Annotated in this window: 22 protein-coding genes and 6 pseudogenes; 16 read left to right on the top strand and 12 right to left on the bottom strand. The window is 67.2% G+C overall.

The genetic code is table 11. The features are described 5' to 3' along the window. Positions 1 to 70: 70 nt before the first annotated feature. A complete protein-coding gene (locus AS594_RS35180; RefSeq protein WP_079144224.1) occupies positions 71 to 1129 on the bottom strand; it encodes a UDP-glucuronic acid decarboxylase family protein in 1059 nt (352 codons plus the stop codon). A gap of 544 nt (positions 1130 to 1673) precedes the next feature. Between AS594_RS35180 and AS594_RS43370 the strand changes: the two are divergent. Continuing rightward, positions 1674 to 2472: pseudogene (locus AS594_RS43370) on the top strand (IS5 family transposase). Positions 2473 to 2551: 79 nt separating this feature from the next. Here the strand turns inward: AS594_RS43370 and AS594_RS35170 are convergent. The 3 genes and pseudogenes from AS594_RS35170 to AS594_RS35160 form a co-directional block, all read right to left on the bottom strand. Beyond that, positions 2552 to 3343, bottom strand: a pseudogene (locus AS594_RS35170) (IS256 family transposase); the annotation flags it as partial. 20 nt (positions 3344 to 3363) lie between these two features. Then, the gene (locus AS594_RS35165; RefSeq protein ID WP_069935745.1) at positions 3364 to 4578 is read right to left on the bottom strand and encodes an IS110 family RNA-guided transposase; all 1215 of its coding nucleotides are present in this window, start codon (positions 4576 to 4578) and stop codon (positions 3364 to 3366) included. Positions 4579 to 4797: 219 nt separating this feature from the next. Next, a pseudogene (locus AS594_RS35160) lies at positions 4798 to 5207 on the bottom strand (transposase); the annotation flags it as partial. A 164-nt stretch (positions 5208 to 5371) separates the two neighbouring features. Here AS594_RS35160 and AS594_RS35155 point away from each other — a divergent pair. Next, positions 5372 to 5707, top strand: a complete 336-nt coding sequence (locus AS594_RS35155; RefSeq protein ID WP_338120223.1) for a hypothetical protein — start codon at positions 5372 to 5374, stop codon at positions 5705 to 5707. Positions 5708 to 5759: 52 nt separating this feature from the next. Here the strand turns inward: AS594_RS35155 and AS594_RS47360 are convergent, their stop codons facing one another. The 3 genes from AS594_RS47360 to AS594_RS35145 all read right to left on the bottom strand — a co-directional run bounded on the left by AS594_RS47360 (position 5760) and on the right by AS594_RS35145 (position 8727). Next, complete coding sequence (locus AS594_RS47360; RefSeq protein ID WP_276207455.1) at positions 5760 to 6455, bottom strand: RNA polymerase sigma factor; 696 nt, start codon at positions 6453 to 6455, stop codon at positions 5760 to 5762. After that, positions 6392 to 6748 (bottom strand): hypothetical protein, encoded by a 357-nt coding sequence (locus AS594_RS35150; RefSeq protein WP_141747197.1) that lies wholly within the window; start codon positions 6746 to 6748, stop codon positions 6392 to 6394. The genes AS594_RS47360 and AS594_RS35150 overlap by 64 nt, the downstream gene beginning before the upstream one ends. Before the next feature lie 1229 nt (positions 6749 to 7977). Beyond that, positions 7978 to 8727: an HNH endonuclease family protein gene (locus AS594_RS35145; RefSeq protein WP_079144227.1), complete on the bottom strand. Its 750-nt coding sequence runs from the start codon at positions 8725 to 8727 to the stop codon at positions 7978 to 7980. A 232-nt stretch (positions 8728 to 8959) separates the two neighbouring features. Here AS594_RS35145 and AS594_RS35140 point away from each other — a divergent pair, with 232 nt between their 5' ends. Then, positions 8960 to 9178, top strand: a complete 219-nt coding sequence (locus tag AS594_RS35140) for a DUF6207 family protein (RefSeq protein WP_240509178.1) — start codon at positions 8960 to 8962, stop codon at positions 9176 to 9178. A 438-nt stretch (positions 9179 to 9616) separates the two neighbouring features. On the opposite strand, the pseudogene AS594_RS35135 reads toward AS594_RS35140, so the two are convergent. Further along, positions 9617 to 9841: pseudogene (locus AS594_RS35135) on the bottom strand (lamin tail domain-containing protein); the annotation flags it as partial. 127 nt (positions 9842 to 9968) lie between these two features. Between AS594_RS35135 and AS594_RS46670 the strand changes: the two are divergent. Together AS594_RS46670 and AS594_RS46665 are read left to right on the top strand one after the other, a co-directional pair. Next, a pseudogene (locus tag AS594_RS46670) lies at positions 9969 to 10370 on the top strand (helicase associated domain-containing protein); the annotation flags it as partial. Positions 10371 to 10500: 130 nt separating this feature from the next. Further along, positions 10501 to 10860, top strand: a complete 360-nt coding sequence (locus AS594_RS46665) for a helicase associated domain-containing protein (RefSeq protein ID WP_240509177.1) — start codon at positions 10501 to 10503, stop codon at positions 10858 to 10860. Positions 10861 to 11164: 304 nt separating this feature from the next. On the opposite strand, the gene AS594_RS35125 is transcribed toward AS594_RS46665, so the two are convergent. After that, on the bottom strand, positions 11165 to 11455 hold the full coding sequence (locus tag AS594_RS35125; protein ID WP_069774496.1) for a hypothetical protein: 291 nt from the start codon (positions 11453 to 11455) through the stop codon (positions 11165 to 11167). A 62-nt stretch (positions 11456 to 11517) separates the two neighbouring features. On the opposite strand from AS594_RS35125, the gene AS594_RS35120 reads away from it, so the two are divergent. Then, on the top strand, positions 11518 to 11796 hold the full coding sequence (locus tag AS594_RS35120; RefSeq protein ID WP_069774498.1) for a hypothetical protein: 279 nt from the start codon (positions 11518 to 11520) through the stop codon (positions 11794 to 11796). Between the two features lie 783 nt (positions 11797 to 12579). Here the strand turns inward: AS594_RS35120 and AS594_RS35115 are convergent. After that, a pseudogene (locus AS594_RS35115) lies at positions 12580 to 13532 on the bottom strand (IS481 family transposase). A gap of 390 nt (positions 13533 to 13922) precedes the next feature. Here AS594_RS35115 and AS594_RS44970 point away from each other — a divergent pair. Continuing rightward, positions 13923 to 14069, top strand: coding sequence for a hypothetical protein (locus tag AS594_RS44970; RefSeq protein ID WP_167368094.1), 147 nt, complete (start codon positions 13923 to 13925; stop codon positions 14067 to 14069). Positions 14070 to 14376: 307 nt separating this feature from the next. Here AS594_RS44970 and AS594_RS43365 read toward each other — a convergent pair whose 3' ends face one another. Beyond that, positions 14377 to 14745, bottom strand: coding sequence for a hypothetical protein (locus tag AS594_RS43365; protein WP_107364756.1), 369 nt, complete (start codon positions 14743 to 14745; stop codon positions 14377 to 14379). Between AS594_RS43365 and AS594_RS35105 the strand changes: the two genes are divergently transcribed. The 8 genes from AS594_RS35105 (at position 14738) to AS594_RS35070 (ending at position 23656) form a co-directional block, all read left to right on the top strand. Further along, positions 14738 to 14953 carry a DUF6199 family natural product biosynthesis protein gene (locus AS594_RS35105; protein ID WP_069774502.1) on the top strand — a complete coding sequence of 72 codons (216 nt, stop codon included), beginning with the start codon at positions 14738 to 14740 and terminating at the stop codon, positions 14951 to 14953. The genes AS594_RS43365 and AS594_RS35105 overlap by 8 nt on opposite strands. A 250-nt stretch (positions 14954 to 15203) precedes the next feature. Then, positions 15204 to 15407, top strand: coding sequence for a hypothetical protein (locus tag AS594_RS35100; RefSeq protein ID WP_069930131.1), 204 nt, complete (start codon positions 15204 to 15206; stop codon positions 15405 to 15407). Further along, a complete protein-coding gene (locus tag AS594_RS35095; RefSeq protein ID WP_240509176.1) occupies positions 15404 to 16585 on the top strand; it encodes an NUDIX domain-containing protein in 1182 nt (393 codons plus the stop codon). The genes AS594_RS35100 and AS594_RS35095 overlap by 4 nt, the downstream gene beginning before the upstream one ends. Before the next feature lie 220 nt (positions 16586 to 16805). Further along, positions 16806 to 17954, top strand: a complete 1149-nt coding sequence (locus AS594_RS35090; protein ID WP_240508908.1) for an ISAs1 family transposase — start codon at positions 16806 to 16808, stop codon at positions 17952 to 17954. A gap of 61 nt (positions 17955 to 18015) precedes the next feature. Then, a complete protein-coding gene (locus AS594_RS35085) occupies positions 18016 to 19467 on the top strand; it encodes an integrase (RefSeq protein ID WP_079148812.1) in 1452 nt (483 codons plus the stop codon). 265 nt (positions 19468 to 19732) lie between these two features. Then, positions 19733 to 21190: a site-specific integrase gene (locus AS594_RS35080; protein WP_206281736.1), complete on the top strand. Its 1458-nt coding sequence runs from the start codon at positions 19733 to 19735 to the stop codon at positions 21188 to 21190. Between the two features lie 137 nt (positions 21191 to 21327). Next, positions 21328 to 23103 (top strand): site-specific integrase, encoded by a 1776-nt coding sequence (locus AS594_RS35075; RefSeq protein WP_141747196.1) that lies wholly within the window; start codon positions 21328 to 21330, stop codon positions 23101 to 23103. Between the two features lie 70 nt (positions 23104 to 23173). After that, on the top strand, positions 23174 to 23656 hold the full coding sequence (locus AS594_RS35070; RefSeq protein WP_069774552.1) for a hypothetical protein: 483 nt from the start codon (positions 23174 to 23176) through the stop codon (positions 23654 to 23656). A gap of 102 nt (positions 23657 to 23758) precedes the next feature. Here AS594_RS35070 and AS594_RS43360 read toward each other — a convergent pair whose 3' ends face one another. Continuing rightward, positions 23759 to 24034 (bottom strand): hypothetical protein, encoded by a 276-nt coding sequence (locus tag AS594_RS43360; RefSeq protein WP_240509175.1) that lies wholly within the window; start codon positions 24032 to 24034, stop codon positions 23759 to 23761. Positions 24035 to 24283: 249 nt separating this feature from the next. Here AS594_RS43360 and AS594_RS35060 point away from each other — a divergent pair, with 249 nt between their 5' ends. Continuing rightward, the gene (locus tag AS594_RS35060) at positions 24284 to 24487 is read left to right on the top strand and encodes a cold-shock protein (RefSeq protein ID WP_069774516.1); all 204 of its coding nucleotides are present in this window, start codon (positions 24284 to 24286) and stop codon (positions 24485 to 24487) included. Positions 24488 to 24568 lie beyond the last annotated feature (81 nt).

The following is a 24568-nucleotide window of genomic DNA, read 5'->3' as shown; positions in this document are numbered from 1 at the left end:
GGCCGCCCTGGCTGCGCGGGATCGCCCCGGCCCGGCGACACGCGAGCGCCAAACCCGGCCGGGGCGATGGTCAATGCACGGGGCCCGCAGTCTGTGAGGCAGTCGCAGCGACAGGGAGCGACGTGCTGTTGTCCGGCCCGGCGAACGGGACGCCGTCCTGCTGGCCGCCCCTGATCGCTGCCGCACCAACCGCCACGTCCTGAGGGCGGGAAGCGAACCACTCCACAGTCCGCCGCAACCCGTCCTCGATGTCCACGTCCGGGTACCAGCCGAGCCGGTCCTGGGCACGATTGATCAGCGGGCGACGACGAACCGGGTCGTCGACGGGAAGCGGGTAGTACCGCACCTCCGACGTCGAACCGGTGATCTTCAGCACGAGTTCGGCGAGCTCGATGACAGTCCGTTCCACCGGATTGCCCAGATTGAACGGCCCGTCTTCACTTGAGTCGAGCATCGCGACGACCCCGCGGACCAGGTCATCCACAAAGCAGAAACTGCGCGTCTGCTTCCCGTCGCCGTAGATCGTCAACGGCTCGCTACTGAGCGCCTGCGTAATGAAACTGGACACCACTCGACCGTCGTGCGGGCGCATCCGCGGACCGTAGGTGTTGAAGATGCGCAGGATACCGACATCCACGCCCAGGCTTCGCCGGTAGGCAACCGAAACTGCCTCGGCGAACCGCTTGGCCTCGTCGTAGACACTTCGCGGCCCGACAGGATTGACGTTCCCCCAGTACTCCTCGTCCTGCGGATGGACTAGAGGATCGCCATACACCTCGCTCGTCGACGCAAGCACGAACCGCGCGCGGTGGCGCAGCGCCAACCGGAGGACGTTCTCGGTTCCACGGCTGCCCACAGCCAGCGTCTCCAGGGGCCACCGGAGATAGTCCGGCGGCGACGCGGGACTCGCGAGATGCGCAACCGCATCGATCCGCCCCGGGACGTCCGCCGCGACGCTGACGTCAGAATGGATGAATTCGAAGGCGGGATTCTCCCTCAGATGTGCGATGTTCTTCGGCTCACCGGTCGAGAAATTGTCCAGGCACACGACGGAATCCCCACGCCGCAGGAGCGCCTCGCACAGGTGTGATCCTAGAAAACCACCGCCACCAGTCACGGCAACGCGCATGAGTCTCTCCACGAATCAGGGACAGGAAAGCCTGAAATCCGATACCCGGAACGCAAACGAGGCCCTCGGGATCGGAGGCGTTTCTCAGGAAACCGCAGGGAAATCATATTTACACACACTGAGGTCTTCGTGAGGCTCGGAGCGCGGTGGTGCGCCAATTGGCCGTCACGCCGGCAAAGCGCGCAACCCCACTGACTACGGTCCGGGAACCCTCTGGTGACTGCCGATTACCTCGCTCGATCACTCACCCAGGTGAATCGAAGTCGCGCGTGTCGAGCAGCGGAGAGACTGAGCGCCATGAGGTTCCGGGCGCACCACGTGGGAGCCTTCAAGGTCGCGTTCGACACCACCTCCGAGCAGGTCGACGCCGACACCGGGAGGTCGCCCGCCGAAGGTGGCCACGCTGGTCGCGATGTGGGAGCAGATCGAGGCGGTCATCCCCCGCGAGGAGCTGGCCGCGGCGATCTCCGCCGTTCGAGCTGACTCCGCCGCTTAAGACGTCATCTCATTTGGCTGGTTCGGTAGGCTGTCGGTCGTGGTGGGGATCGTTGAGCGGCTGGTGCCGGATGAGTTGTGGGAGTTGTTCCAGCGGGTGGTGCCGGAGGCGCCGTCGCGGCCTCAGGGCGGTGGCCGGCGTCGACATGGCGACCGAGAGGTGCTGGCCGCGATCGTGTTCGTGGCCACGTCAGGCTGCACCTGGCAGCAGTTGCCTACGGCGTCGTTCGGGCCGTCAGGGGCGACGGCCCATCGGCGCTTTGCCGAGTGGACGAAGGCCAGGGTGTGGGCCAAGCTGCACCGCCTGGTCCTCGACGAACTCGGCTCCCGTGGCGAGTTGGACTGGTCCCGCTGCGCGATCGACTCGGTGAACATGCGGGCCCTGAAAAGGGGGACCTGACAGGTCCGAATCCTGTCGACCGAGGCAAGTACGGGTCGAAGATCCACTTGATCACCGAGCGGACCGGACCGCCCCTGTCCGTCGGAATCTCGGGCGCGAACCTGCACGACAGCCAGGCTCTGATCCCCCTGGTGAAGGGCATACCGCCGATCCGCTCCCGCCGCGGACGCCGACGACGCAAGCCGGACAAGCTCCACGCCGACAAGGGCTACGACTACGCCCACCTGCGGCGATGGTTACGCGAGCGCGGCATCACCCACCGCATCGCCCGCAAGGGCATCGAAACCTCCCAGCGACTGGGCCCCACCGCTGGACCATCGAACGCACCATGGCCTGGCTCGCCGGCTGCCGACGCCTCCACCGCCGATACGAACGCAAAGCCGACCACTTCCTCGCCTTCACAAGCATCGCCTGCACCCTGATCTGCTATCGCAGACTCGCCAATTGAGATGACTTCTAATACTGCAACGGCGCTTGCTGTGACTCGTGGGTGTGTCAATTTAACGGCTGATCTTGGTTGTTGAAGGTCAGTTGTTGCTCGGGGTGAGGCGGCCTTCGAAGGCGATCTGGAAGGCGCTCAGGGGCGCCTTCCAGCGCATGGTCCACCGCTTGCGGCCCTTGCCGGTCGGGTCCAGGCTCATCAGCGCCATGTAGATGCACTTCAGAGCGGCGGCTTCGTTGGGGAAGTGCCCGCGGGCGCGGACGGCCCTGCGGATGCGGGCGTTGACGCTCTCGATCGCGTTCGTGCTGCAGATGACCTTGCGTATCTCGACGTCGAAGGAGAGGAAGGGCACGAACTCGGCCCAGGCGTCCGACCACAGCTTCACGATCGCCGGATACTTCCCTCCCCAGGACTCCTGGAACTCCAGGAACCGCTCCGTCGCCGCGTCCTCGCTGGGTGCGGTGTAGACGGGCTTGAGTGCCTTGGCGACCTTGTCCCAGTCCTGGCGGGCGGCGTAACGGAACGAATTGCGCAGCAGGTGAACCACGCACGTCTGGACAATCGTGCGAGGCCAGACGGTTTCCACAGCCTCGGGAAGGCCCTTGAGCCCGTCGCAGACGAGCATGAGCACGTCGTCCAGGCCGCGGTTCTTCAGCTCGGTGAACACGTGCAGCCAGTACTTGGCGCCCTCGCCGCCGTCGCCGGCCCAGATGCCGAGGATGTCGCGGGTGCCGTCCACGGTCACCGCCATCACCACGTAGATCGGACGGTTCGCGACCTTCCCGTCCCTGATCTTCACGTTGATGGCGTCCACGAACAGGACGGGGTAGACGCGGTCGAGGGGCCGGTTCTGCCATTCGGCCATGCCGTCCATGACCTTGATGCTCCTATCGTCGGTCAAGCAGCAGTGAGCCACTGGCGGTAGGCATCGGCGAAGGCGTCGTCGCGGCGGAGGCCGCGTTCGATGTTGGAGATGACGGCGGGCCACACGCCGAAGTGGTTGGCGGCGGCGGTGAGAGTGATGTTCTTCGTCTGCCGGGCCGGACGGAGGTCCGCGATCTCGGGGACTTGGACCTGGGTGGTCAAGAGCCGGAAAACCTCGCGGGCTATCGCGCGTTTGAGCAGCCGGATGATCTCCTTCTTCGTGCGTCCGGCGCCGGTCTGTCGGGCGACGAACTCGCGGGTGCGCCGGCATCGGGCCATCCTCACGAGCGCGATGCGGTAGAGAGCGGCGTTGGCCGCCCGGTCGCCGCCCCGGGAGAGCCGGTGCCGGTTCGTCTTCCCGCTCGACGCGGGGACGGGCGCCGCGCCGCACAGGGCAGCGAAGGAAGCCTCCGTGCGAAGGCGGGCCGGGTTCGCGCCAGCGGTGATCAGCAGCTGGGTGGCGGTGTCCGGGCCCACCCCGTAGGCGGCGCGCAGGCCGGGGTTGAGGATGGTGACCTGTTGGTCGAGCTCCCCGGTCAGGGTCGTGTGTTCCTCGGTCAGGTTCTGGACACGCTTGGCCAGCGTGCGCAGGGCTGTCAGGAGCGGGGCGTGCGCGGGGTCGCTGGCCGGCCGGAGCCGGGCGAGGGTGGTGACGCGCTTGTCACCGGACAGGGCGGTGTACTTGGCGCGGATAGCGTCGGGGGCGGTGATCAGGAGGTGCGTGATCTGGTTGAGCGTCGCGGTGCGAGCCTTGATCGCCGAGCGGGCGGCGGTCTGCAGGGCGCGTATCCCGACGATGGCCCCGTCCTTGGGAGCGCTGGTCGCGCGTCCGGAGACGACGGCGCGGGCCGCGGCGTAGGCGTCGATCGGGTCGGACTTGCCGATCCTGCGGCGTTCGGCCTTGTCGGGCCGGTTGACCTCGACGACGGCCAGGCCGGCCTGCCGGGCGGCGTGTGTGAAGCCGGAGCCGTAGGAGGACGTGCCCTCCACGCCGACGGCAGCGACGGTGCCGTGGGCCTGCAGGAAGGCGATCGCGGCGGCGTATCCGGCAGCATTGGTGGGGAATTGGGCGTCGGTGAGGTGCCCGCCCCGGTCGGTCACCACGGCGACGTGGATGGTGTCGGCGTGCGAGTCCACCCCGCCGACCACGACTTGGTCCCTCGTGTCCGCCGCCTCTGTGCCTGTCATGCTGGAGATGCCTTCCTTGCCGAAGGTAGCTCCGGCCGGAAAGTGCAGACAGGACAGTCAGGGGGCCTCTTGCCAGGCTCCTATGAGGTCATGCTCCGCCCGGCCGGAGCCCTGGGAACCGGGCCCCGGCGGTCGGACAGATCAAAGCAAGGACAGCCCAGCAGGACGTCAGTCAGTGATTGGGTCACCACCACCGGGGACCCGTGTACCACTATGACTGTCGGTGATGGTGGAGATGGTCTGTTTGGACCCTCCGCTCCGTAGACCTCGGCGAGATGAGCGGAGATCTCCCCGTGAGTGAGGCCCTTCGCGGACAAGGAGAGCACCATCTCGTCGACGCCGGTCAGACGCCGCTGCCGCTTCTTGACGATCTGCGGCTCGAAGCTGCCGGCGGTATCGCGCGGCACCCTCACCTCCACCGGGCCGACATCGGTCAGCACGGTCTTCGCCCGGGTCCCGTTGCGGCTGTTGCCGTTGTTCTTCCCGGCCGGATCGTGCTTCTCGTAGCCGACGTGATCGGTGATCTCGCCCTCCAGGGCGGACTCCAGCACCCGCTTGGTCAGCTGCTGCAACAGCCCGCCCTCCCCGGTCAGTTGCAAACCCTCGTTGCGGGCACGGTCAACGAGCATCGCAACGAGCTGCTCGTCCGACACCGCACTCGACGGTGCCTGAACCACCTGCCCGGCCTGCTCGTTCTCCACGGCGGTCTCCGTCATCAGACGCATCTCCTTGATCCAGCAGATCCGCCGTTGATTAGACACTCCCCTTCCCTGGCGCCCGCCAGGCCGTCCAGATCGTCCGCCGCCGCGTGAATCGCACGACGGGGAAGATCAGCCTCAAGACCATCTACGCGGTCACCAGCCTCGCCGCGGAACAGGCCCCGCCCGCCCGGGTCGCCCAACTGATCCGCGGGCACTGGACGGTCGAGGCCCTGCACCACATCAGAGACGTCACCTTCGCCGAGGACGCCTCCCAACTGCGGACCGGGAACGCACCCCAGGCGATGGCGACCTACAGAAACCTCGCAATCGGAGCCCTCCGCCTCGTCGGCGTCCGCAACATCGCCGCCGGCCTCCGCCGGACAGCCAGGGACCAAACCCGCACCCTCACCCATCTCGGCCTCACATGATCAAAAAGGCCGAGGTGCGACTACGCCGAAGCCTTGCCTGCGGAGGGGAGCGTCATTCAGGTTTCAGTTTTTCGGACAGAGCTTTCCTAGCATGCCTTATGGAGGACCTGACGGTATTACTATTGATGTCCAGAAAGGCGGCAATCTCGTCGGTACTAAATCCTTGCAATTTCAATGACAGGGCTTGCTTCTGTCGAGACGGAAGTTCCCGCAGAGCCTTCCAGATGTACTCGGAGTCCGTAAATTCATCAGCTTTTGAAGGAATAGCAACTTCGGGGTCAATCGCAGTAAGAACTTCCTTGACGTATGAGCTTTTTCGCTTCTCCCGGAAGAGGATTCTTCGAGCTACCGTAAATGCCCACGCCTTAGGATTTTCAATCGTTGACCAATTTTTGTACAGCTCAATCATTGCCTCTTGGGCCATTTCGCTCGCCAGGTGCGAATTCCCCCCGGAGAGTCCGAGATACGAGACAAGGCGTGGCATGAATTCGCGATAGAACTGCTCAAATTCGCCTATTTCCGGGCTTCTTGACGCAGGGCCGCCGCCCCACCCCCCGGCCTTGCCTTGCCGGGCGGGAATCTGGGCAGCGTGAACGGTGTCCTGCGCATGCGACGGTGCGTCAGACTCGGCCCCGTGGAGATCCCGGGACCGAGCTGACGTCTTGTGCGCTCCGGTTTCCAGGGTCAGGCTCCCGGGGGTCCCTTGCGACCGGGGTCGCCATTGCTGGCACGGCCGCCGCCCAGCCACTTCTTGAGGGCTTCGATGGCGCGGACTGCCACATCCAGCAGCTTCAGACTTCTGGCCGCAAAGAAAGCGCGGATTGTCCGCGTGCGGGGCCAGATTGCGCTGCCGACGAGGCAGACTGAAAGGCCGATCAGCGAGCCGGTGAAAGCATGCTGGTGCCAGACGGCCAGTTCTTCGGAAAGTTCATACTCGTTCCCGAAGAGGTAGAGGAGCACTGCGGCTCCGGTGAACCATACGATTAACAGCAGGCGGCGGTCGCTCCGGAGAGCAACGCCGCCCTGATTTACCGTGGCCAAGTGGACCACCTCTTTTGTCGCACCGTTTAGCGGTCTCTCCGTTGCCCCCACTCGGGCGAAGTCGACAGACAGCGGAGAGTCCGTGACCGGATGGTCAACACAGAGTGAAGCATCGGTCACTCGGGCAGCGCAAGTGCCCCAGGCTGCCCTAATCGACCTGGGGTAAACCATATTAAAAGTGTTGTTTTTATGCAGAAAGCTCAGCTTTCGGACCCGCCGCCTGTCTACTCGCCCGAGTGGGGGCGGCGGGTCCCAGTGCGACAGCAGATCCACTACCAATCAATCCACTGCCACTACCTACGTGCAGTTGACGGGCGGTCAACGTGCAAGCCGGCGTCGACATTGTTTCACGAGCTTTGATCTTGCTGCGTCTTCATGACGCACCACAGCTTCCTGACCTGCGAAAACACACTCCTCGCCTCCCCCTCGCACCGATCGTTCTACAGCAGGTTCTTTGGCGATTTGAACGACGGGAGGGCGCCGAGCGTCCCACGCCGCATCGATTTGCAACAAGACTGCCTCGCTGCGGGGAGCCCCATCGGCATCTTCGGCCTCCCCGTTCACAGCTCTGACAGCTCCTGCTACACACCTGAGGCTCCCGAGACAGCGAAGCATCGTGCGTTTCTGTGACCTCTCGCCAATTTGAACCACGAGTGCGTTGAATACACCGCCACTTCGCCGATTTGACAGCACGACTGCCATCAAGGGCGCCACGTGACGCCCCAGCGCACCGCGAAGAAGGAGGCGAAAGGCTCACCGAAGGGCCAGGGAAAGACGACCGGCGGCCGAGCTCGGTCAGTGCGACTCATCCGAGGTAGGCCAGGACCCGGTCGGGCCTGCACACCGGGACGTGGTATTGCCGGCGCGAGCCCTCGCCACGCCTGCGCACCAGTCGATCCGGGTAAACGCGCTCCCCTCGAGGCTGCATGCCTCGACCCGCGCGTCCATAGGGGCCTTCCCTCGCCAATGCCGAACCGAAGCACCCAGTCTGGAGGCGGTGCGGCAGGCCGCCAAGCAGTGCTCCGGCCTGGTGCTGGGCCTCTGCGCGGTGCCAGCGCCTGATCTTATCGAGCTGCTGGAGCCGCACGCGCTCCAGAAAACGGAGCAGCTCAACCCGGCGGACTCACCCGACCAGCGTTGCGCCTCACCCCGAGCAGCGAGCCTGTCACGAGTGGCGGTTGCAGGAATGGGAGCCGTCAGGGAATCCCGCTGTCGCCTACGGGACGAGTTCAGGGGCCCGGTGCGACGGATAGGGCCGTTGGCCGGCCGCGCCGCCGCCCCTGGGGCCCAAAGCCACCAGGGGCGGGGCGATGCGCGTTCCTCCTATGGGCCGGCTCGAAGTGGACCTCCGTGGCGAGGCACTGCTCGGCCCGGTCGAGCAGCTCGGCTTGTTCCTGCGGGTCGACGGACAGGTTCCAGCGGATCTTGGTAGCGGTCCATTCCGCGGCGTACTGGCAGTGGACTTCACCGGCCGGCGGCATCCACGTGCCGGGGTCCTGGTCGGACTTGCTGCGGTTCGAGCGGGCGGTGACGCCGACCAGCGAGGTCGGGGCGCCCAGGTCGTTGGCGTAAGCCTCACGGCGCTGTGCGGTCCATACGGAAGCGCCGGAGTCCCAGGCTTCGGCGAGGGGCACCATGTGGTCGATGTCCAGGCCCGAGGGGCCGGACACGGTCGTCGCGTCGTAGTACGACCACCAGGTTCCGCCGGTCAGCTTGCAGCCGGGGCCGACGGTCGGCGGCTCGACCGCTTCCGCGATCAGACCTTCGTTGCGGGTGTTGCAGCCGTCGGTGGGATTCTGTCCGGTGTTCCAGTGGCGGAACTTGTCGCGCGTGTACCCCTCGCGGGATTCGGCGGCGGTCTCGAGCTGGTGGACCGCGGCGCCGAGAGGAAGAGTCTCGGCGGCGTAGACCGGCGGAGAGATCATGGGAAGGACGGCGAGTGCTGCGGCCGTGAGGGCTCGCTTCAGGCTTTTGATCACGACCGCATGGATAGCTGGGCGCACGCAGCGGGCGGGCGAGGACGCCCGGGTGGTGCGATTCACCGCAGAAACGATGCCGCTGCCACGCCACCCCCTGGCAAGGAGGCGCCCCCGACGGGCGCTCAGGATGCCATCCGGGCATGAATCGGCTCGCCGCACAGGCAGGCTGGGCGACACGTACGGGTGGGAGATGGGTCATCGGCGAACCACGGGGTGCCAGGGCAGCGTCGCCATGAGCATGGAGAAGATCGACGAACAGCACATCAATGAGCCCGGCCTCGTCGTCCTGGACATCAGCGCCGCCGACGAGGCGACCGTCCACGCTGTCATGGCCGATCTCGGGGAATGGTGGGCCACCTCCGGCGTCACCCCGGTACACCGCGAGCCCGGCGTTCCGGGCGTGAAGGCCCGCGTGTACGCGGACATCCGACGCCCCGGATCGATGATGTAAGGGCGCCGTAAACGGTGATCCCGCGCGGGTCGGGTGCACGAGAGCGAGCGCCCGCCCGGCCGATTTCAGCCTGGCATGCACCTCACGCAGGGCTGCTGGCGGCGCGTTCGGCCCCCCCTGCTCAGGCTCGGGTGCGGTGTCGGCAGCGGCTCTTGCACACGTCACAGGTGTGGGTGGAGTGCCCGGCCCCCTGCTGACCCAGAAGGTGGGTTCGCCGGCCTTCCAGCGGTCTCGGTGAACTTCCGTAACGCCCTCGGTGCACCAGGCCGGCAGGCCGCGCGTTCGCGTCCTTCTGTTCAACGACCCTCGGCTGCTCTCCCCGGTCGGCGGCTGCCGCGGGGACTCGGCGGCGATCGGGGATCCGGGCGACGCCTCTCGCCGTGATGCAGCTCGCGCTCCCCTCGCCATCAGGTGAGGGGAGCGTGAACGGGCGCGGGGTTAGTGGAAGGTGATGTAGCCGTTGCCGTCGCGGTCGTTGCCGCTCTTGCTGTAGGAGTGGACGTCCGCGCGGCTGCCGGAGGGCCTGTAGAGGTAGATCGTGTCGCGGTCGTTGTTCCACATGAAGTTGCAGTTGTCGCGGTAGACCACATTGCCCGCGTCGGAGTCGGTGCCGTGGCCACCCCGCAGCTTCACGAAGTCGCCGGGCTGCAGGTAGTGATTGGCCAACACATCAGACGTCGTCCTGGCTCGGTGAGGCACCGGAAGATGAGGACGGCGAGGAGCAGCGGGTGCTGCTGCGGTTCGGGTCTCATCGGGACCCGGCGTTGGTGGCGCGGTTGGTGCAGTACACCTGATCGAGCCGGAGAACGCGTTCTGGAAGGCCGGCCACCGTGCGGCCGTCGCCTACCGGGAACGCGAAGACAGCCTGTCCGTGCCCTACAACCATCAGGAGGACGGGTTCCCGCTGGGGAGGTGGTTGTCGGATCAGCGGCGGGCCATGCGGGGCGGAGGCCTGCCCGCCAAGCGGGCCGGCGACCTCGAGGCGCTCGGGATCGTGTGGGAGCCCGCGGACGAAGCCTGGGAGGAGAACCTCGGTGCGGCGGCTGCGTACTTCGAGGCGTACGGGACGCTCGCCGCGCCGGTGACGGCGGCGATGTTGGACCGGCCAGTGGGGCAGTTTCTCGCGAACGCGCGGAAGAAGAACGGGCTCGGCAAAGATCCCGCGCGCGCGGCGCGGCGTGCGGCGCTGCTGGCCGCGATCGACCCGGACTGGAACACCCTGACTGGCCCATCGACTGGCAGCGCCACTACGCCGCACTGGCAGGCCTTACGGCGCCCGGCAGCGTCCGGGGTACGTCGAGCCCGGGACGATGGTGCACGGCATGGACGTGGGCCGGTGGCTGGCCACCCAACGGCGCGACTGGCACCTGCTGCACGACGGGCAGCGCGAACGCCTGGCGAAGCTCGGGATCGGCCCTGCGGAAAAGCCGGCGGTCCCGGCCCAGAAGGCCGTACGGCGGGGCTCTGGCGGGGCGTTCGAGCGGGGCGTCGCCGCGCTCGCCCGGTACAAAGCACGGGAAGGCAAAGTCGTCGTTGCCCGGGGGCACGTCGAAGATCTTCCGGATGGAACGTCTGCTCGACTGGGGGTATGGCTGTCCAACACCCGCAGCAGGCGTGCGGGGCTAAGCGAGGAACAGCGCGAGCAGCTTGCCGGACTGGGACTCAACTGGGCAGCAGAGTAACGACGGTGGAGGACTGACTGCCGCGTTCGGCAGCCCACCCTGACGGCGGGCAGAACCGCCTGCGCGCCGCGCTTTGAGCGTCACGCTCGCCGGCGGGCCTAGTGGGAGGAGACAGCGATCACAGCAGTGATGAACGCCCCGCAAGTGCGGCGGCTGAGCGATCTGATCCGCCAGGAGGAGATCCGGGTCGGCCGCGATCTGCTCGACCGGTGCCAGGTGTTCCAGGACCGCTACGACCAGGCGCTGCGGCATGCGGACATCGGACGAGACCATGCAGTCACCGGCACCCGCCGTGCCCGTGCTGTCAGCTCAAGTCACGCAGCTTCTTGCCCAGTTCTGAATTGGCGTCATGGACATTCGGGAACTTTTCCTTGATCTTAGCCAAGATCGAAGCGTCGACCGCCGAATGCGGGCCCTCGAAGATGTTCTTGTTGAACAGAATAGTGGTCTTGATGATGTCAATGATCTCCGGGTCATCCTTGATCTTCGAAATGAGCTGATCCCGATCCGGAGTATCCGCGTGAGCGGCCGTGGTGACCGAGAGGGCAGCCCCTGCCAGGACTAGGGCGGCAAGTACGCGCTTGGTGTTGTTCACACGCTACCAACGATCTTGAACCCGTCTGGGTCACGCCCAGATCCGCAGACACCCCCTCGGAAGTGCGCGAGCACGGCAAGGCGCTCCACGCCCAGTTCAAGCAGCTCGCCGACGCCGAGGACAGCGACGACCTCGCCCACCTGGCCGACGCGCTCACCGCTGCCGCCGCCAACCACGACGCCCAGGCAAACGTCTACGACCAGCTCGTCACCGCGGAGCCGTCCCTGTCCGACGAACACCGAAACCAGGCCGAGAAGCAGCGCGCCAACGCCTGCGAGGCCCGCAAGTTCGTTGTGCTCGTCACCAGCAAGGCCACCTCGGCCGGCACCCGGAAGTCCTAGGCCGGAAAGCGGCGGCACCGACGGGAACGGCAGCCGCACCGCACCGACTGCCCCTCAAGATCATTCTTGCCCAATTACCCAAGAAGGATCTTGAGAGGCGGGTGCGGGCAGTCGGTTCGCCCGGCCTCCCTCAGGGCGGGAGGAGGGGAGGCCGGGCAGAGTGCGGACACGGAGGCGGGTCCGCACTCCAGCGGCCGGGGGGCGACCGCCGGAACACCTCCACCCTGCCACCAGCCTGGGAGAAAAGCAGCCATTGCGACACGGCAACTTCCGGCCATGGGCTGCTTGGCCGCAGGTCGGCGCAATGGGGCATCGGCCTTGCAGGCCGCCCAATAGACAAATAGACAGCCCGGACATGCGTGGCCTCCAGGGGCTGGCCGCTGCGGCCGACCCCCAGGAAGCCACGCGCTGTTCCACTCCCCACTCATGGATGCTCGGCCCCCTTCCGCAGGGTTCCAGGCCCAGCCCATCAGCGAATGCCCGGCGGCGACATCGGCTTCGAGGAGATGGGCACCACCGGGCACGACAAGCGTCTCAGGGGGCACCGACGCCCACAGAGAGCGGGGCCCGGCGAGTCCCCCGCCATTCGCGAACCAGTACAGGACCGACTAGGAGCCAGGCGCCCACTGACGGGCAGCTCGTCATGGCGGTTTCGGTCCCGGCCTGGGTCGTCGCGTACGTCTCCGAGCGCCGCTGTACGTCTCCGAGATGACGTACGTCGACGAGCACCGGGAGCACGAGCAGGAAAGGCCGGCGGGCGGCGCGGTCAACGCCCTACTCCACCTAGGTGTATTGCCCTGTGAGGTTGGGGACGCGGCTGGCGGGGGTTGGCCCTTCAGCGCGGTGTGTCCGCGGTGGTGATTGTAGGTGTGCAGCCACTCGGGGAAGACGTCGCGTCGTTCCTGCTCGGAGCGGTAGGGGCGGGCGTAGGCCCATTCGTCGAGCAGGGTCCGGTTCAGGCGTTCGACCTTGCCGTTCGTCTGGGGCCGGTAGGGGCGGGTGCGCTTGTGGGTGATCCCGGCCTCGGCGAGGACGTTGCGCCAGTCTCGTGAGCGGTAGCAGGAGCCGTTGTCGGTCAGGACCCGCTCCACGGTGATTCCGGCTTGGGTGAAGAACGCGTGGGCACGGGTCCAGAAGGCTGTGGCGGTCTCCTTCCTCTCGTCGGTGAGGATCTCGCTGTAGGCCAGGCGGGAGTGGTCGTCGACGGCCGTGTGGATATAGCTGTAGCCGGCCCCGCGCCGTTTGCTGCGGCCTTCTTGTCTGCCGAGAACCTTGTGGCCGCCGCCGTTGGGGATGTTGCCGAGTTTCTTGATGTCGACGTGGACCAGTTCGCCGGGCCGCTCGCGTTCGTAGCGGCGTATGACGCGGCCGGTGGCCCGGTCCAGGTGGGTGAGGCGGGCCAGGCCGTAGCGGGTCAGGACGCGGTGCACGGTCGAGGGCACCAGGTGCAGCAGGCCTGCGATGCGGGCCGGTCCCCAGCGGCGCAGGATGCGGACCTTGATGATCCGCCGTTCGGTGCGGGTCGGGGTGCGGCGCGGGCTCGTGTGCGGGCGGGAGGACAGATCCCTCATGCCGGCCTCGCCGTGTGTGCGGTAGCGGTCGGCCCAGCGCTGGGCCGTGGTGGGCGAGACCTGGAAGCGTTCGGCGGCCCGGCGCAGGGGCCAGCCGTCCTCGACCACGCAACGGGCAAGACGCAGCCGTCCGGTCTCGGTCAGGGGTGCATTACGGTGGGGCACGAGGGCCTTTCTGTAGGTGTAGACGTCGCAATCCACACCGAACCGGAAGGCCCTCACCCATTTCAAGATCCCTCAGCCGAGACATGGCTCACCCGTCCACAACCTCCCGGGGCAGAACACCTAGGCCGCCCGCTGACGGGGACCGGCGGGCGGCCCGGCCGGGCCTCTCATCCGGCCTGCGGCCCGCCTGACCGACCTCCAGGCAACCGACTCACTCACTCCTCTTCGAAGCACCCTGGCGGTCCGGCAGTCCTGTCCTGGACCGGCCGAGCCCCGCGAAGGGGAGGAGGTCACTTGCGCGGCTAACTCTGCGGTCCTCCAACGTGCTGCCCACCCCACCGGCCAGGCCGGGAGGGCGGGACTTTTCCGCCTCGACTCACTGGAGGACTCGTGCCCAACGACCGCAGCAACATCGCCATCGCCCTCATGGGCGCCGCCTTCTTCACCTACCTCGCCGTCGCCAGCCCGGCCTTGATCCCGGCTCTCGGACTTGGCGTCGCGGCCTTCCTCGCGATGCTCGCGTTCCTGAAGCTCTGAGAAATCAGCGCACACCATTGCATTCACATCCGACGGCCCACAAGAAGCACGACCAGGAGCACGGCGAGGGGCGCGACGACCGAGGTCGATTCGGAATGTCTGAGGTGTGCGAGATCCGAGCATCGCGAAGCGAGCGGCGAAGCCGTCGGCCGGCAGCACTGCAGAACCGATGCGCAGGCCGCAACCGCTCAGTGAGCAAAGCGTTAGACCAGCAGGGAAGCCTCCATACACAGGGCCCCCGGGATGTCATGGCGGATTCCCCGGGGCCCTTTTCGTGTCAGCAGTCCTTGGTGGGGATGGTGAAGCCTCAGGGCCGGCTCGCCGCGTTGATGTACGACTTGGTGGCGGCGGTGATGAAGTCGCGACGGCCGGGGAGTTGAGGGCGACGTACCGCCGCGTGGTCGCGGTGGCACTTGTCGGCCGCCTTGGTGAAGGCGTCCTCGACATGGCGCAGCCCCTCGGCGGCGAGTTCCAGGGACTGCGCATCGGTCCGGGACTCCCGCTGCGCGCCACCCGCCGCACCGGCCGCATCAACGCCTCGCGCGCCAGGACGGGTAGGTGCTAACGAGGGGGCTGGGAGCGCATTTTGAGGGCAGATGTGAGCAGGAGTTGACCAGCGGCTCCAGCCGAACCGGCAGGGGAACGTCTCGACGAGGGGGGAGATCCGGGTGATCATCGCATTCCTGTGCGTCTTCATAGTGATGGGCCTGGTTCAGGTGCTGAAGCCGCAGCTGCTGTGGAGGATGAACCGGCCGCTGCAGCAGCCGATCGTGAAGGACTACGACGCGACGGAGCCCTCACGCGCCGGGTACACGATGATGCGGGTGACCGGTGCCGTGTTCCTGGCCTGGGCGGTCTGGATGCTCGTCACCCAGGCCTCATGACACACCGCCGCCTTCCAGTGCTGGTGAAAATGCGGCGAACGACCACGTCCCCACAGGTGCAGCCGAGCTTGTCCGACTGGCGACGACGTTCGCGCCCCGTCAACGGCGCCAAAGAGGCCGGCCGGCTACCCCTCGCCGGTGACATCCAGCGTGTTTCGCGCACACCGGCGCGCTGCCTCGCAAGCCGCCGTGTCGCAGGTGCAGCGCGTCGTTACGCCAGTCTTTGCAGGCGTTTGAGCATCTCTTCCCGGTGACCCGCACGTGGGCGCCGCACGAGGTGCTCGGCTACCTGCGCACCACGTCCTTCGCCGCTCCCGAGCTCTTCGCAGAGCGGCACCAGGCGTTCGAGGACGAGGCCCTCGCCCTTCTCCACGCGCACGCGGTGGACGGGTCTCTGGTCGAGGAAGCGACGTTCAGGGTTCTGCTCGCCCGGCGTCCGGAGGGAGCGCGGTGAGCGGCGGGCAGCGGCACACCGAGCCGGTGGACGTCCACCTGATCCTGCGCCGGGAGTCCGCCGACGGTCCGCAGGTGCTGCTGTCGCGGCGGGCCGGGCAGGTGTACGCCGCCGGCCTGTGGCATCTGCCGTCGGGGCATCTGGACGGTCCGCATGAGGACGTGGTCACCGCCCTGATCCGCGAGGCGCGGGAGGAGACCGGTGTCGTCATCGACCCGGCCGACGTGCGGTCCGCCGTGACCGTGCACCACCGCAGCCCCGGAGGCGCCAGTCGTACCGGGCACTTCTTCGAGGTCCGGCGGTGGAAGGGCGAGCCAGAGATCGCCGAGCCGGATATCTGCGACGCGATGGACTGGGCGCCCCTTCACGCCCTGCCCGCCCCAATGGTGGCGTACTGCCGTGCGGGCCTGGACGCCTACAGCGCCGGCGCACGGCTCGCCGTGCACTTCCAACTGCCCGGCGACAGAATCGCCTTCGACTCCGGCGCCGACCGGCTGCGCCTTGTGCCGGACGTGACCGGCCAGGCGTCCGCCGCCCGTCCCGACGCTGCGGTCGTGGAGTTCGCGGAGCGGTCGGTCGGCCGGATCGGGCACTGGACGGATACGTCGTGGGCGCGCGAGGCGAGCCGGGTGTGGCGGGTCCACGGCGTCCAGGGCGGCACCTGGTACGTGAAGGTCCACCAGAACGAGCGGTTCCACGGCAGGGAAGTGCGGGGGCTACGGGGTTGGGCGCGGAAGCTGGGGGCGGCCGCGCCGTGGCTGGTCGCCGCCGACGAGACCCTGCGGGCGGTGGTCCTCACCGCGGTGCCGGGCCGCCCGCTGCACGGCACCGTTCTGGCACCGGAGCGGGAGAGGGCGGTCTTCCAACGGATCGGCGTGCTGGCCCGCCGCATCCACCAGGCCTCTCCCCCACGGCCCGCTCCTGCCGGCAGCGGCCCGGCTGTCGCCAAGGCCGACCGGCACCTGGCCGGGGCGCGGTCTCATCTGCTCCCGAGCGATGAGGAGTTCGTCCGCGACCTCGTCCGGCAGGCCAAGGACCTGCCACCGCTGGAGTGGGTGGAGACCCACGGCGATTTCCAGCTCCGCAACATTCTCTCGACCCCTGACGCCGCCGACGAGACGGACGACCTTGAGGTCGTCGTGGCGGTAATCGACTTCGAGCGCATTGTCTCTGCTTAGTGGTCATGTCCCATACCCGGAGCAAGCGAGACCCTGACTCGCATTTGCGCTTTGCCGTCTCTGCTGTCCCCCACGTACCCAGGGCTGATTCATAGTCCGGGCGGCTTCAAGAACCAGCAGGTCACAGGCATGTGACGAACCTTCACCACGGCAGCCAGGCATGCAACGAAGCTCCGATGATCAAGGGGACCTACCAAGTCGCCCGACCACCGGAGCTCCGATGTGCCGCCAGTCTGCCACCGTCTGCCTGATCAAGCCGCCCTCGCGTCAGCAGCGTGAGCTGTCGGACAGGGCTGCCCGGTTGAGTGCTCTGCCCGATCCGCGTCACCGGCGCGGACGGCGGCACACCCTGGCCTCGGTCCTGCTGACCGCCGCCTGCGCGGTCCTGGCCGGCGCCCGCTCCTATCTGGCCATCGGGCAGTGGGCCCGCCACGCACCCCAAGACACCCTCGCCCGCCTGGGGTTTCTAGCGCGCGGGCCGCTCGGCGTGCGCCGGCCGGCCTCGCCTTCCACCCTGCGCCGGGTGCTGGTCCTGGTGTGTCCCGGCGGGCTCGCCGACCTGCTCGGCCACTGCCCGGCCGGCACGCAGGCAGTCGCGGTGGACGGCAAGAGCGCCCGTAGCTCGCGCACCGATGCCGCGCCCGCCGCCCACCTGCTGGCCGCCGTCACAGCCGCCGGTCGTGTCGTCAGCCAGTTGCGGGTGCCGGACAAAACCAACGAGATCTCCGCGTTCACCGCCCTGCTGGCCCCGTTCGACCTGGCCGGCACCGTGGTGACAGCCGATGCCCTGCACACCCAGCGCGAGCACGCGAAGTGGCTGGTAGAGGTGAAGAAGGCGCACTACCTGCTGGTGGTCAAGGGCAACCAGCCGAAACTGCACGCGGCGATCAAAGCCCTGCCCTGGAAGGAAGTGACCGCCCGCCGCTACGACCGCGAGCGCGGGCACGGGCGGCGCGAGACCCGCTCGGTGCGCACGCTCACCGTCACCGGCCTCCACCTGGACTTCCCGCACGTGGTCCAGGCAGTGAAGATCCTCCGGCATCGCACCGAGATACGGACCGGCCGCGTCACCCGGCAGACCCTCTACGCGATCACGGATATGACGGCACGTGAGGCATCGCCGCAGCGGATCGGCCGTCTCGCCAGATCCCAGTGGGGCATCGAGGCGGTGCACCACGTGAGGGACACGACGTTCGCCGAGGACGCCTCCAAGATCCGCACCGGGCACGGGCCGGAGAACATGGCCACACTGCGCAACCTCGCGATCAACACCCTTCGGGACGCCGGCTGCCGCAGCATCGCCGCAGGACTGCGGGAGGTCTCCTACACACCGTTCACCCGCCCACTGGACCTGCTCGGACTGTCCTGACCTGCAACACGAAATGATCAATCTGACTTTGAATAAGCCCTGCCCACGTACCGTCCCGGCCATGCAGATGATCTTCTTTAGCTCAAAGGGCTGGAGGTCGTGGGGGCTCAGCGGCCGACCCGTCATATCCGAGCTCATGCCGGTCCTCGTCGATGACGACCTTCTCTTCGAGGATGAGCGCGGCGTACGCGACACCGTGGCGATCAACACCTGGCTGCGGTGGCTGCCGCTGGACGGTGTCCCCGCCCCCAACTCATGGGAGTTCTACGGCCGGACTCTGCGGGAGTGGTGCGAGTTCCTTGCGACCTTGGGGATCGGCGTCTTCGACGAGCGTGCCCGGCTGAAAGACGCACTGAGTCTGTACGCGACCGACAGGTCGTGCGGGCCACTCAGGCGTCGGCTCGCGGCCACCACGTGGAACCAGCAGATGAGCATCCTGTGGCGCTTCTACACGTGGGCGGACAAGGAGAGTTACGCACCCGCGGTGCCCTTCACTTACAAGGAAGCCGTCTCGATGTACGGGGACCATGTGCGGACCCAGCAAGTCAACCAGGCCCGCCGACGCACTCCGAAGCGACATGTCACGATCCGCTACTTCGAGGCCGACTTCGCGGAGATGTTCGTTCTGGGTTTGGCAGGGCTCCGCCCGGATGGATCACCCGACACGTCGTACCGCGGACGGACGCTCACGCGCAACGCGGCCGTGGGTGACTTCGTGCTCTCCTCGGGGCTGCGGTCGCAAGAGTTCACCTACTTGCTGGACGTGGAGGTCCCCCCGCTCCCCCCGAAGCCGACCGCGCTGCCGATCTCCTTCTCCGTACCCGAGGGTGTCACGAAGGGGCGCAAGTTCCGTACGACGTGGACGTCCTACAAGAGTCTGGCTCGCGTGCACCGGTACCGGACGACGGTCCGGCCCCTGGCCACGGTCGGCTCGCGCTGGAAGCCGCCGGCCCGGTGGGGTGAGCCGCTGGTGGCGAGCGAGGCTGACGCCCGGGGCGGGCGGGTGAATGGCACCCGGGTGAAGTGGGCGGCGCTAACGCCGTCCGAGCGGCGACGCCTGGTGGCCCCCGATGGGGGCTCGATGCTGCTGGGGGTGCAGGCGGGCGGGGCCCCCTTCACAGCTTGGGCCACGGTCTTCGAGCGGACCTCGACCCGGATCCGGGAGCGTTTCGAGCCCCGTTTCCCTCACACTGCCCCGCACCGACTCCGTCATACCTTTGCGATCAGGACGTTGGAGTGGCTGGTCAGCGGCCATTTCATGGAAGCGGCTCGCATGGTCCACGCGACCGACACGGATGCGGCACTGGCTCTGTACCTGGGCAAGGCGGACCCGATGATGGTGCTGCGTGACCTCCTTGGACACACAAGTGTCCTCACCACGGAAGCGTACCTACGCCGTCTCGACATGACCCGGATCTACCGCGAGGCGTATGAACGCGCCGGGCATGAGTTCTACTTGTTCGCCGAGGCCGAGGCTGATGAGGAGTTCGAGGACGAGGCGGTGATCGTCTGATGGCCGCTCGACTGATGGAAGAGCCCGCGCGGCTGGTCTGCTGGTTCACCAAAGGCACGACCGCGACGGTAGAGCTGCCCCAGGAGGAGAACCCCCAGCAGCCGGATTGATCGGACTGATACATCCACACGGCCAGGTGGACGCGGAGACCACTGTCCGTGAGTTCGTACGGACAACTCGTCTATTCGCTGCGGCAATGGCTAAGCGTGGGCATGCCGGTGGCGCTGCGGAGCTCACTCGTCCTGCCCTCGTCGAGCAGCTCTGGATGACCAGACCCGTTCACGAGTCGATGATCCGTCGGATGCTCGCGGCGTTTGACCAGGACACCGGGGTGCTGCGTCCCGAGGTCCGCGAACTGGTGGGCGGTCGGGCATTCAACCAGAGCCGCCGCCGACGGAACTCCAAGCCACTGCTGCCGTACGACGAGGCGGTCTGGAGCAGGCTGCAGGAGACATGCCGGACAGAGATCCAGGAAGCATGGTCGCAGTTCCGGCAGGCCCGTGCCGCGGCCGAGACCGGCCGGGACCCCTATCAGCACGGCTGGTCATACGAGAATCTGTGCTGGTGGATGGTCCGCCATGGGCCAGAAACTGCGGTCAGTCTGGGGCTGAGGGCCGGGTGGACACCGACGATGACCTACCACCGAATGGGCCGCGGCGCTGCCGTACAGAGTGCCTGCACTGCACTGTTCCCCTCCCCGTCGGTGGTGATCGCCTACCAGCTGCTGTTCGGCGCGTACACCGGCATCGTCCCCGACGGCATCGTCGATCTGGGAGTCGAGGACCTGGAGTGGGCCGGAGACGCAACGATGCTGGTGAACTACCTCAAAGGCCGGACGTCCGAGGAGAGCGTGACGCTGTCCCCGCGGGCCGTGCGGCTGGTGGAACGGTGGCTTGAGCATTCCGCCGTCTCGCGCCGCTTCGCCGCGGAGACCGAAGGCTCGGAGCTGTGGCTGCGCCACGAATACACCCAGCTCGGCGTCTGGAGGACGGGAGCGTCGCTCCACGATTCCATCCAGCGGTGGGTGATACGGGCGGGCTTGAAGGGCGCCGACGGCAAGCCTCTTCGGATCCATCGGCACAGTATCCGGACCTCGTTCGAGTCTCACCGGGACCGCAAACGGTGGTTCGGCAGCGGGCGCGGGCGGATCGATCCGAACCACAGCCCACGGGTCGAAGGTGATCACTACCTGACGGCCGCGACTCCCGCGCAGAAGGACGCTCTGGAGGCGATCGTAGAGGAGGCTCAGGGTGATCTTCTGCGTAAGGCGCTCTCGCCGACGGTGCTCAGTGACGACGATCTGGCGGAACTGGCCGGCAGCCTGCCTGATCTCGTCTCCCGGCTCGGGCTGGACGACGCGGCAATCGCCGAACTGGTCGGCGGACAGCGTGATGTATTCGTCGCGGCGTGTGCGGACCCGCTCGCGGGACTGCACGGTCCGAAGGGAAAGCCGTGCCCGGCCCGTCCATGGGTGTGTCTGTTGTGCCCTCTCTCGCTGTTCGCGCCGCGACACGCCGCCAACTTGCTGCGGATGAAGGCGTTCTTCGCACGGCAGTGGCAGCAGATGCCTGCCGCACAGTTCATGGCCGTGTTCGGGCCGTACGTGCACCGGATCGAGCAGGTCCTCACCTCCTACGACCCGGCCGAGCTTGCGCGTCTGGCCACGGTGATCACCGACACCGATGACGAGATCCCCCTGCACCCCGAGGAGCGCACCGCGTGATGCCCCCGTTGAACCCCAGACCGAGGCACGAGGTCTCGCCCTTCGCCGACGTCGAGCTGTGTCCTCTGTTCGGCTTCGCCCTGCCGCTGAGTGTGACGGGCCCCTACTTCGACGAGGACCGGTGGCCCTTCGACGCTGTGATCGGACTGCCGGCCTATCTACGGCCCAACCAGCGCGCCCTCGACTTCACACCGATCACCAACAGGGAGTGGAGACTGACCGCAAAGGAGTACATCGCGGCGCTGATGGCACCTCGCCACGACGCCGTTCGTGACCTCGCCCATGCCGAACGCACCGTGCAGACGCTGACCACCTGCCACGGGAAGCTGTCCGAGCTCATACGGTGGTTCAAGTGGCTCATGGACCAGGGCATCACCGATCTGGGCGAGGTAACCAGTTACCACTGCACCGCGTATGTGGACTTCCGGGGCGAGCGGATCGGCGACGACGGTGAAGTGGTCGCCGACTCCCCGTCGACCAGAGCCGTCGCGATGGGCACGGTGATCGGGCTCGCGCAGTACCGGGAGCTGTTCACCGGGCTGAGGTTCCGAGATGACCTGCACCCCTTCAACGGCGCGAGTGCCGCTGCAGGCTCGGGCCGGACAGCCGAACTCGCCGGCGCGAACAAGGTGCAGCCGCTGCCGTCCGAGGTTCAGCAGCCCCTGCTCGCCGCGGTGCTATACGTGATCCAGACGCTGGCCCCGCACATCCTGCGAGAAGCCGAGGCGAAACGAGTACGTCAGGCCGCGGACCGCAGCATCGCCGCCACCACCCACCCCGGACTCGGGGCGTTCTTGCGCAATCTGGAGCGCCGGATTGAAAGCGAAGAACCTCTGGAACTGATGACACAGGACTCGGTGAAGGCAGCGCGTGTTCGTCGATTGCGTGAGGAGCACGACCCGCTGGCTGCTGTTTCCCTCAGCGCTCTCGCTCGGGAATGCGGGATCAGGCAGTTTCGGGGCGCCTGGCTTCCGGAACTCCGCCCTCACCTGGAGCGGGCCCATGCCCTTGTCGGGGCTTGCGCTCCGTACGGCCGTAACGCAGCCGAGGTAGAGCGCGCCGACGGGCAGGGACACGTCACCTGGACGCAGCCACTCTTCTCCCTTGATCTGAAGTTCCTGGTCGGATTCCTGGCCACGGCCTGCGGCCTGGCACTGGCCGCACTCGTCGGGATGCGCCACTGCGAGTTGGGCGAACTGGTCGTCGGCTGCCGTCAGCCACCGCAGGAGATCGCTCCTGGACTCTTCCGTTACCGGCTCGCAGGCAAGCTCATCAAGGGCCAACCGCTCGGCGGCGTCCGGGACGAGTGGGTGGTGACCCGGGAGGTCTACGAAGCGATTGAGGTGGCCGAGCAGCTCCTCGGCCCAGACGCGGCGCCCGGCACCTCACTGTTCCATCCGGTCTTCTGCGACACGACGTACCAGAACTTCAGAACGTGGGTGAACGGGCCGGCAGGGCAGCGGCTGGGACTGACCCCCATCCCGGAGGGGGCGGTGACGCCACGGGCACTCCGGCGCACCCTCGCTGTCGAGATCGCCTACCGTCCTGGCGGCCTTCTCGCTGCAAAACTGCAGCTCAAGCACCTGTCTGTGGCCACTACGGAAGGGTACGCGGCCCGACCGGGTGGTGCTCAGGCGAAGTTCCTCGCCGAGATCAACGAGCTCGAGGAAGAGCGCAACATCGGCATTCTGACAGACGTTTACCGCGACTATCAGAGTGGGATCATGCCGTCCGGTCCCGGCGCCCGTGATTTGATCAGTCTCTTCACCAGCGTGGACGGACGGCTCCACGAGCCCACGCATCATCCGTGCCATCGCCCGGTGTGGGAGGAATCGCGGGAGACTGCCCAGGTGTTCATCGGCGTCTCAGCCGCCGGCAGAAGACCGAGCGGGCCCGGCTGGAAGTCAGCGTGACCCGTGCCGAACGGGTTCTCGCCGAGATCGACCAAGTCGCCGCCGACACGGCTGGGAAGGACGAGATCTGATGGGGCGGATCAGCGACAGCGGCCGCGCGCGCAACGAGGAGGCCATCCGAGTGGCCATGGACCGGCTTCTGCGCGGGGAACTCCCTCCGGGCGGCAAGTGCGATCTCAAGACCCTGGCTTTGGAGTCCGGCGTCACCCGGACCGGCTTCTACCCGAAGAAGAACCGGGACGGCACTACCCGCCCGGGCCCTTACCAGCACCTTGCCGAGGAGTTCGAGCGGCGCATTGCGGCTCTGCAGCGGGCCGGCGAGATCGTCGACCCACGGGCCGCGCAGATCGAACGGCTCAAGGCCCAGGTCGCCGAGCTCAAGGACCGGGTCGCCAAGCGGGACGAAGCCATGGCCGAGCTCACCGCGTTCAAGACCGTTGCCCTCTCGCGACTCGCGGCCCAGCACGAGGAGATCACGCGGCTGCGGGAACAGACGGCCGCCCTCGGAAATGTCCGCCGACTGCCTGCCGCCCGCGGTGGTACGACGCCGTAGGGGTCGTGCAGCTGAGGTCACTGGGAACATTCACATACAGGGGACGCCGCCGGGCCGATGAATGTCGGGCGGCCGCCCTGTGTTGCTCTGGTGATCTGCGCATCAGGACGAGGGCGCGTGCTGGCGCTTGTCGCCTGGATTGGTCAGGTCCCTGTCGTGCCGCCGCAGGGGGCCGACTATGCGTCCGCGGGAGGCGAGCTGCTGCCACCAGGCGGTGGACATGTCCCCTGCGCCCGCGGTGACGGTGATCCTGTCGAATACCGCGCCCTTCGGGTCGCGTTCTACCTGCTCGCCGCCCAGCAGATGGAGATTCAACGACTCCGGGGCGCCCTGGCCGCCTGTCCAATATCCGAGCACTCCCGTCAAAGGCCACGTCAAGGCCGTCCTGCCGCCCAGCCAGTCCGGTCTGCTTCGCCGAGACGCGTGCCCCGGCGGAGAAGTGTTCTCGTGGTGCGAGCAGAACAGTGCGTGTAGCGTCTGCGGTATCTGTCATGGTTCCGAAGTACCGGTCGCCCGTGAGCACACCTTCACGGGCGATTTCGTCGTTCACCGTCTCTGAGGACCAGGGCGATCACCTCCGGTTCCCCGCACGGTGCGGGACCGATTTCGAGTCCCCTTGGAGGACACATGGCCAGCGGCATCGTTAAGTGGTTCAACGCCGAAAAGGGCTTCGGCTTCATCGAGCAGGACGGCGGCGGTCCGGACGTCTTCGCCCACTACTCGAACATCGCCGCCCAGGGGTTCCGCGAGCTTCAGGAAGGCCAGAAGGTGAACTTCGATGTCGCCCAGGGCCAAAAGGGCCCCCAGGCGGAGAACATCACCCCCGCCTGACGTACGCCTCTTCAGTAGGCGCCGCCGCCTCGTTGGCGCTCGTCCTGTGAAAAGCCCGGCCGGGCCGTTACTACCGGCCGG

Origin of the sequence: Streptomyces agglomeratus (assembly GCF_001746415.1) — a bacterium.
Taxonomy (GTDB): Bacteria; Actinomycetota; Actinomycetes; order Streptomycetales; family Streptomycetaceae; genus Streptomyces; species Streptomyces agglomeratus.
Note: the sequence above shows the minus strand (reverse complement) of the source record. Positions and strands in the feature narration are given on the sequence as shown.

Bases quoted from the DNA above. Each gene is read 5' to 3' on its own strand.
- AS594_RS35180 (WP_079144224.1), bottom strand. From the start codon at position 1,129: ATGCGCGTTGCCGTGACTGGTGGCGGTGGTTTTCTAGGATCACACCTG.
- AS594_RS35165 (WP_069935745.1), bottom strand. From the start codon at position 4,578: ATGACAGGCACAGAGGCGGCGGACACGAGGGACCAAGTCGTGGTCGGC.
- AS594_RS35140 (WP_240509178.1), top strand. From the start codon at position 8,960: ATGAGCATGGAGAAGATCGACGAACAGCACATCAATGAGCCCGGCCTC.
- AS594_RS46665 (WP_240509177.1), top strand. From the start codon at position 10,501: ATGGACGTGGGCCGGTGGCTGGCCACCCAACGGCGCGACTGGCACCTG.
- AS594_RS43365 (WP_107364756.1), bottom strand. From the start codon at position 14,745: ATGATCACCCGGATCTCCCCCCTCGTCGAGACGTTCCCCTGCCGGTTC.
- AS594_RS35090 (WP_240508908.1), top strand. From the start codon at position 16,806: ATGTGCCGCCAGTCTGCCACCGTCTGCCTGATCAAGCCGCCCTCGCGT.
- AS594_RS35085 (WP_079148812.1), top strand. From the start codon at position 18,016: ATGCAGATGATCTTCTTTAGCTCAAAGGGCTGGAGGTCGTGGGGGCTC.
- AS594_RS35080 (WP_206281736.1), top strand. From the start codon at position 19,733: ATGACCAGACCCGTTCACGAGTCGATGATCCGTCGGATGCTCGCGGCG.
- AS594_RS35070 (WP_069774552.1), top strand. From the start codon at position 23,174: ATGGGGCGGATCAGCGACAGCGGCCGCGCGCGCAACGAGGAGGCCATC.
- AS594_RS35060 (WP_069774516.1), top strand. From the start codon at position 24,284: ATGGCCAGCGGCATCGTTAAGTGGTTCAACGCCGAAAAGGGCTTCGGC.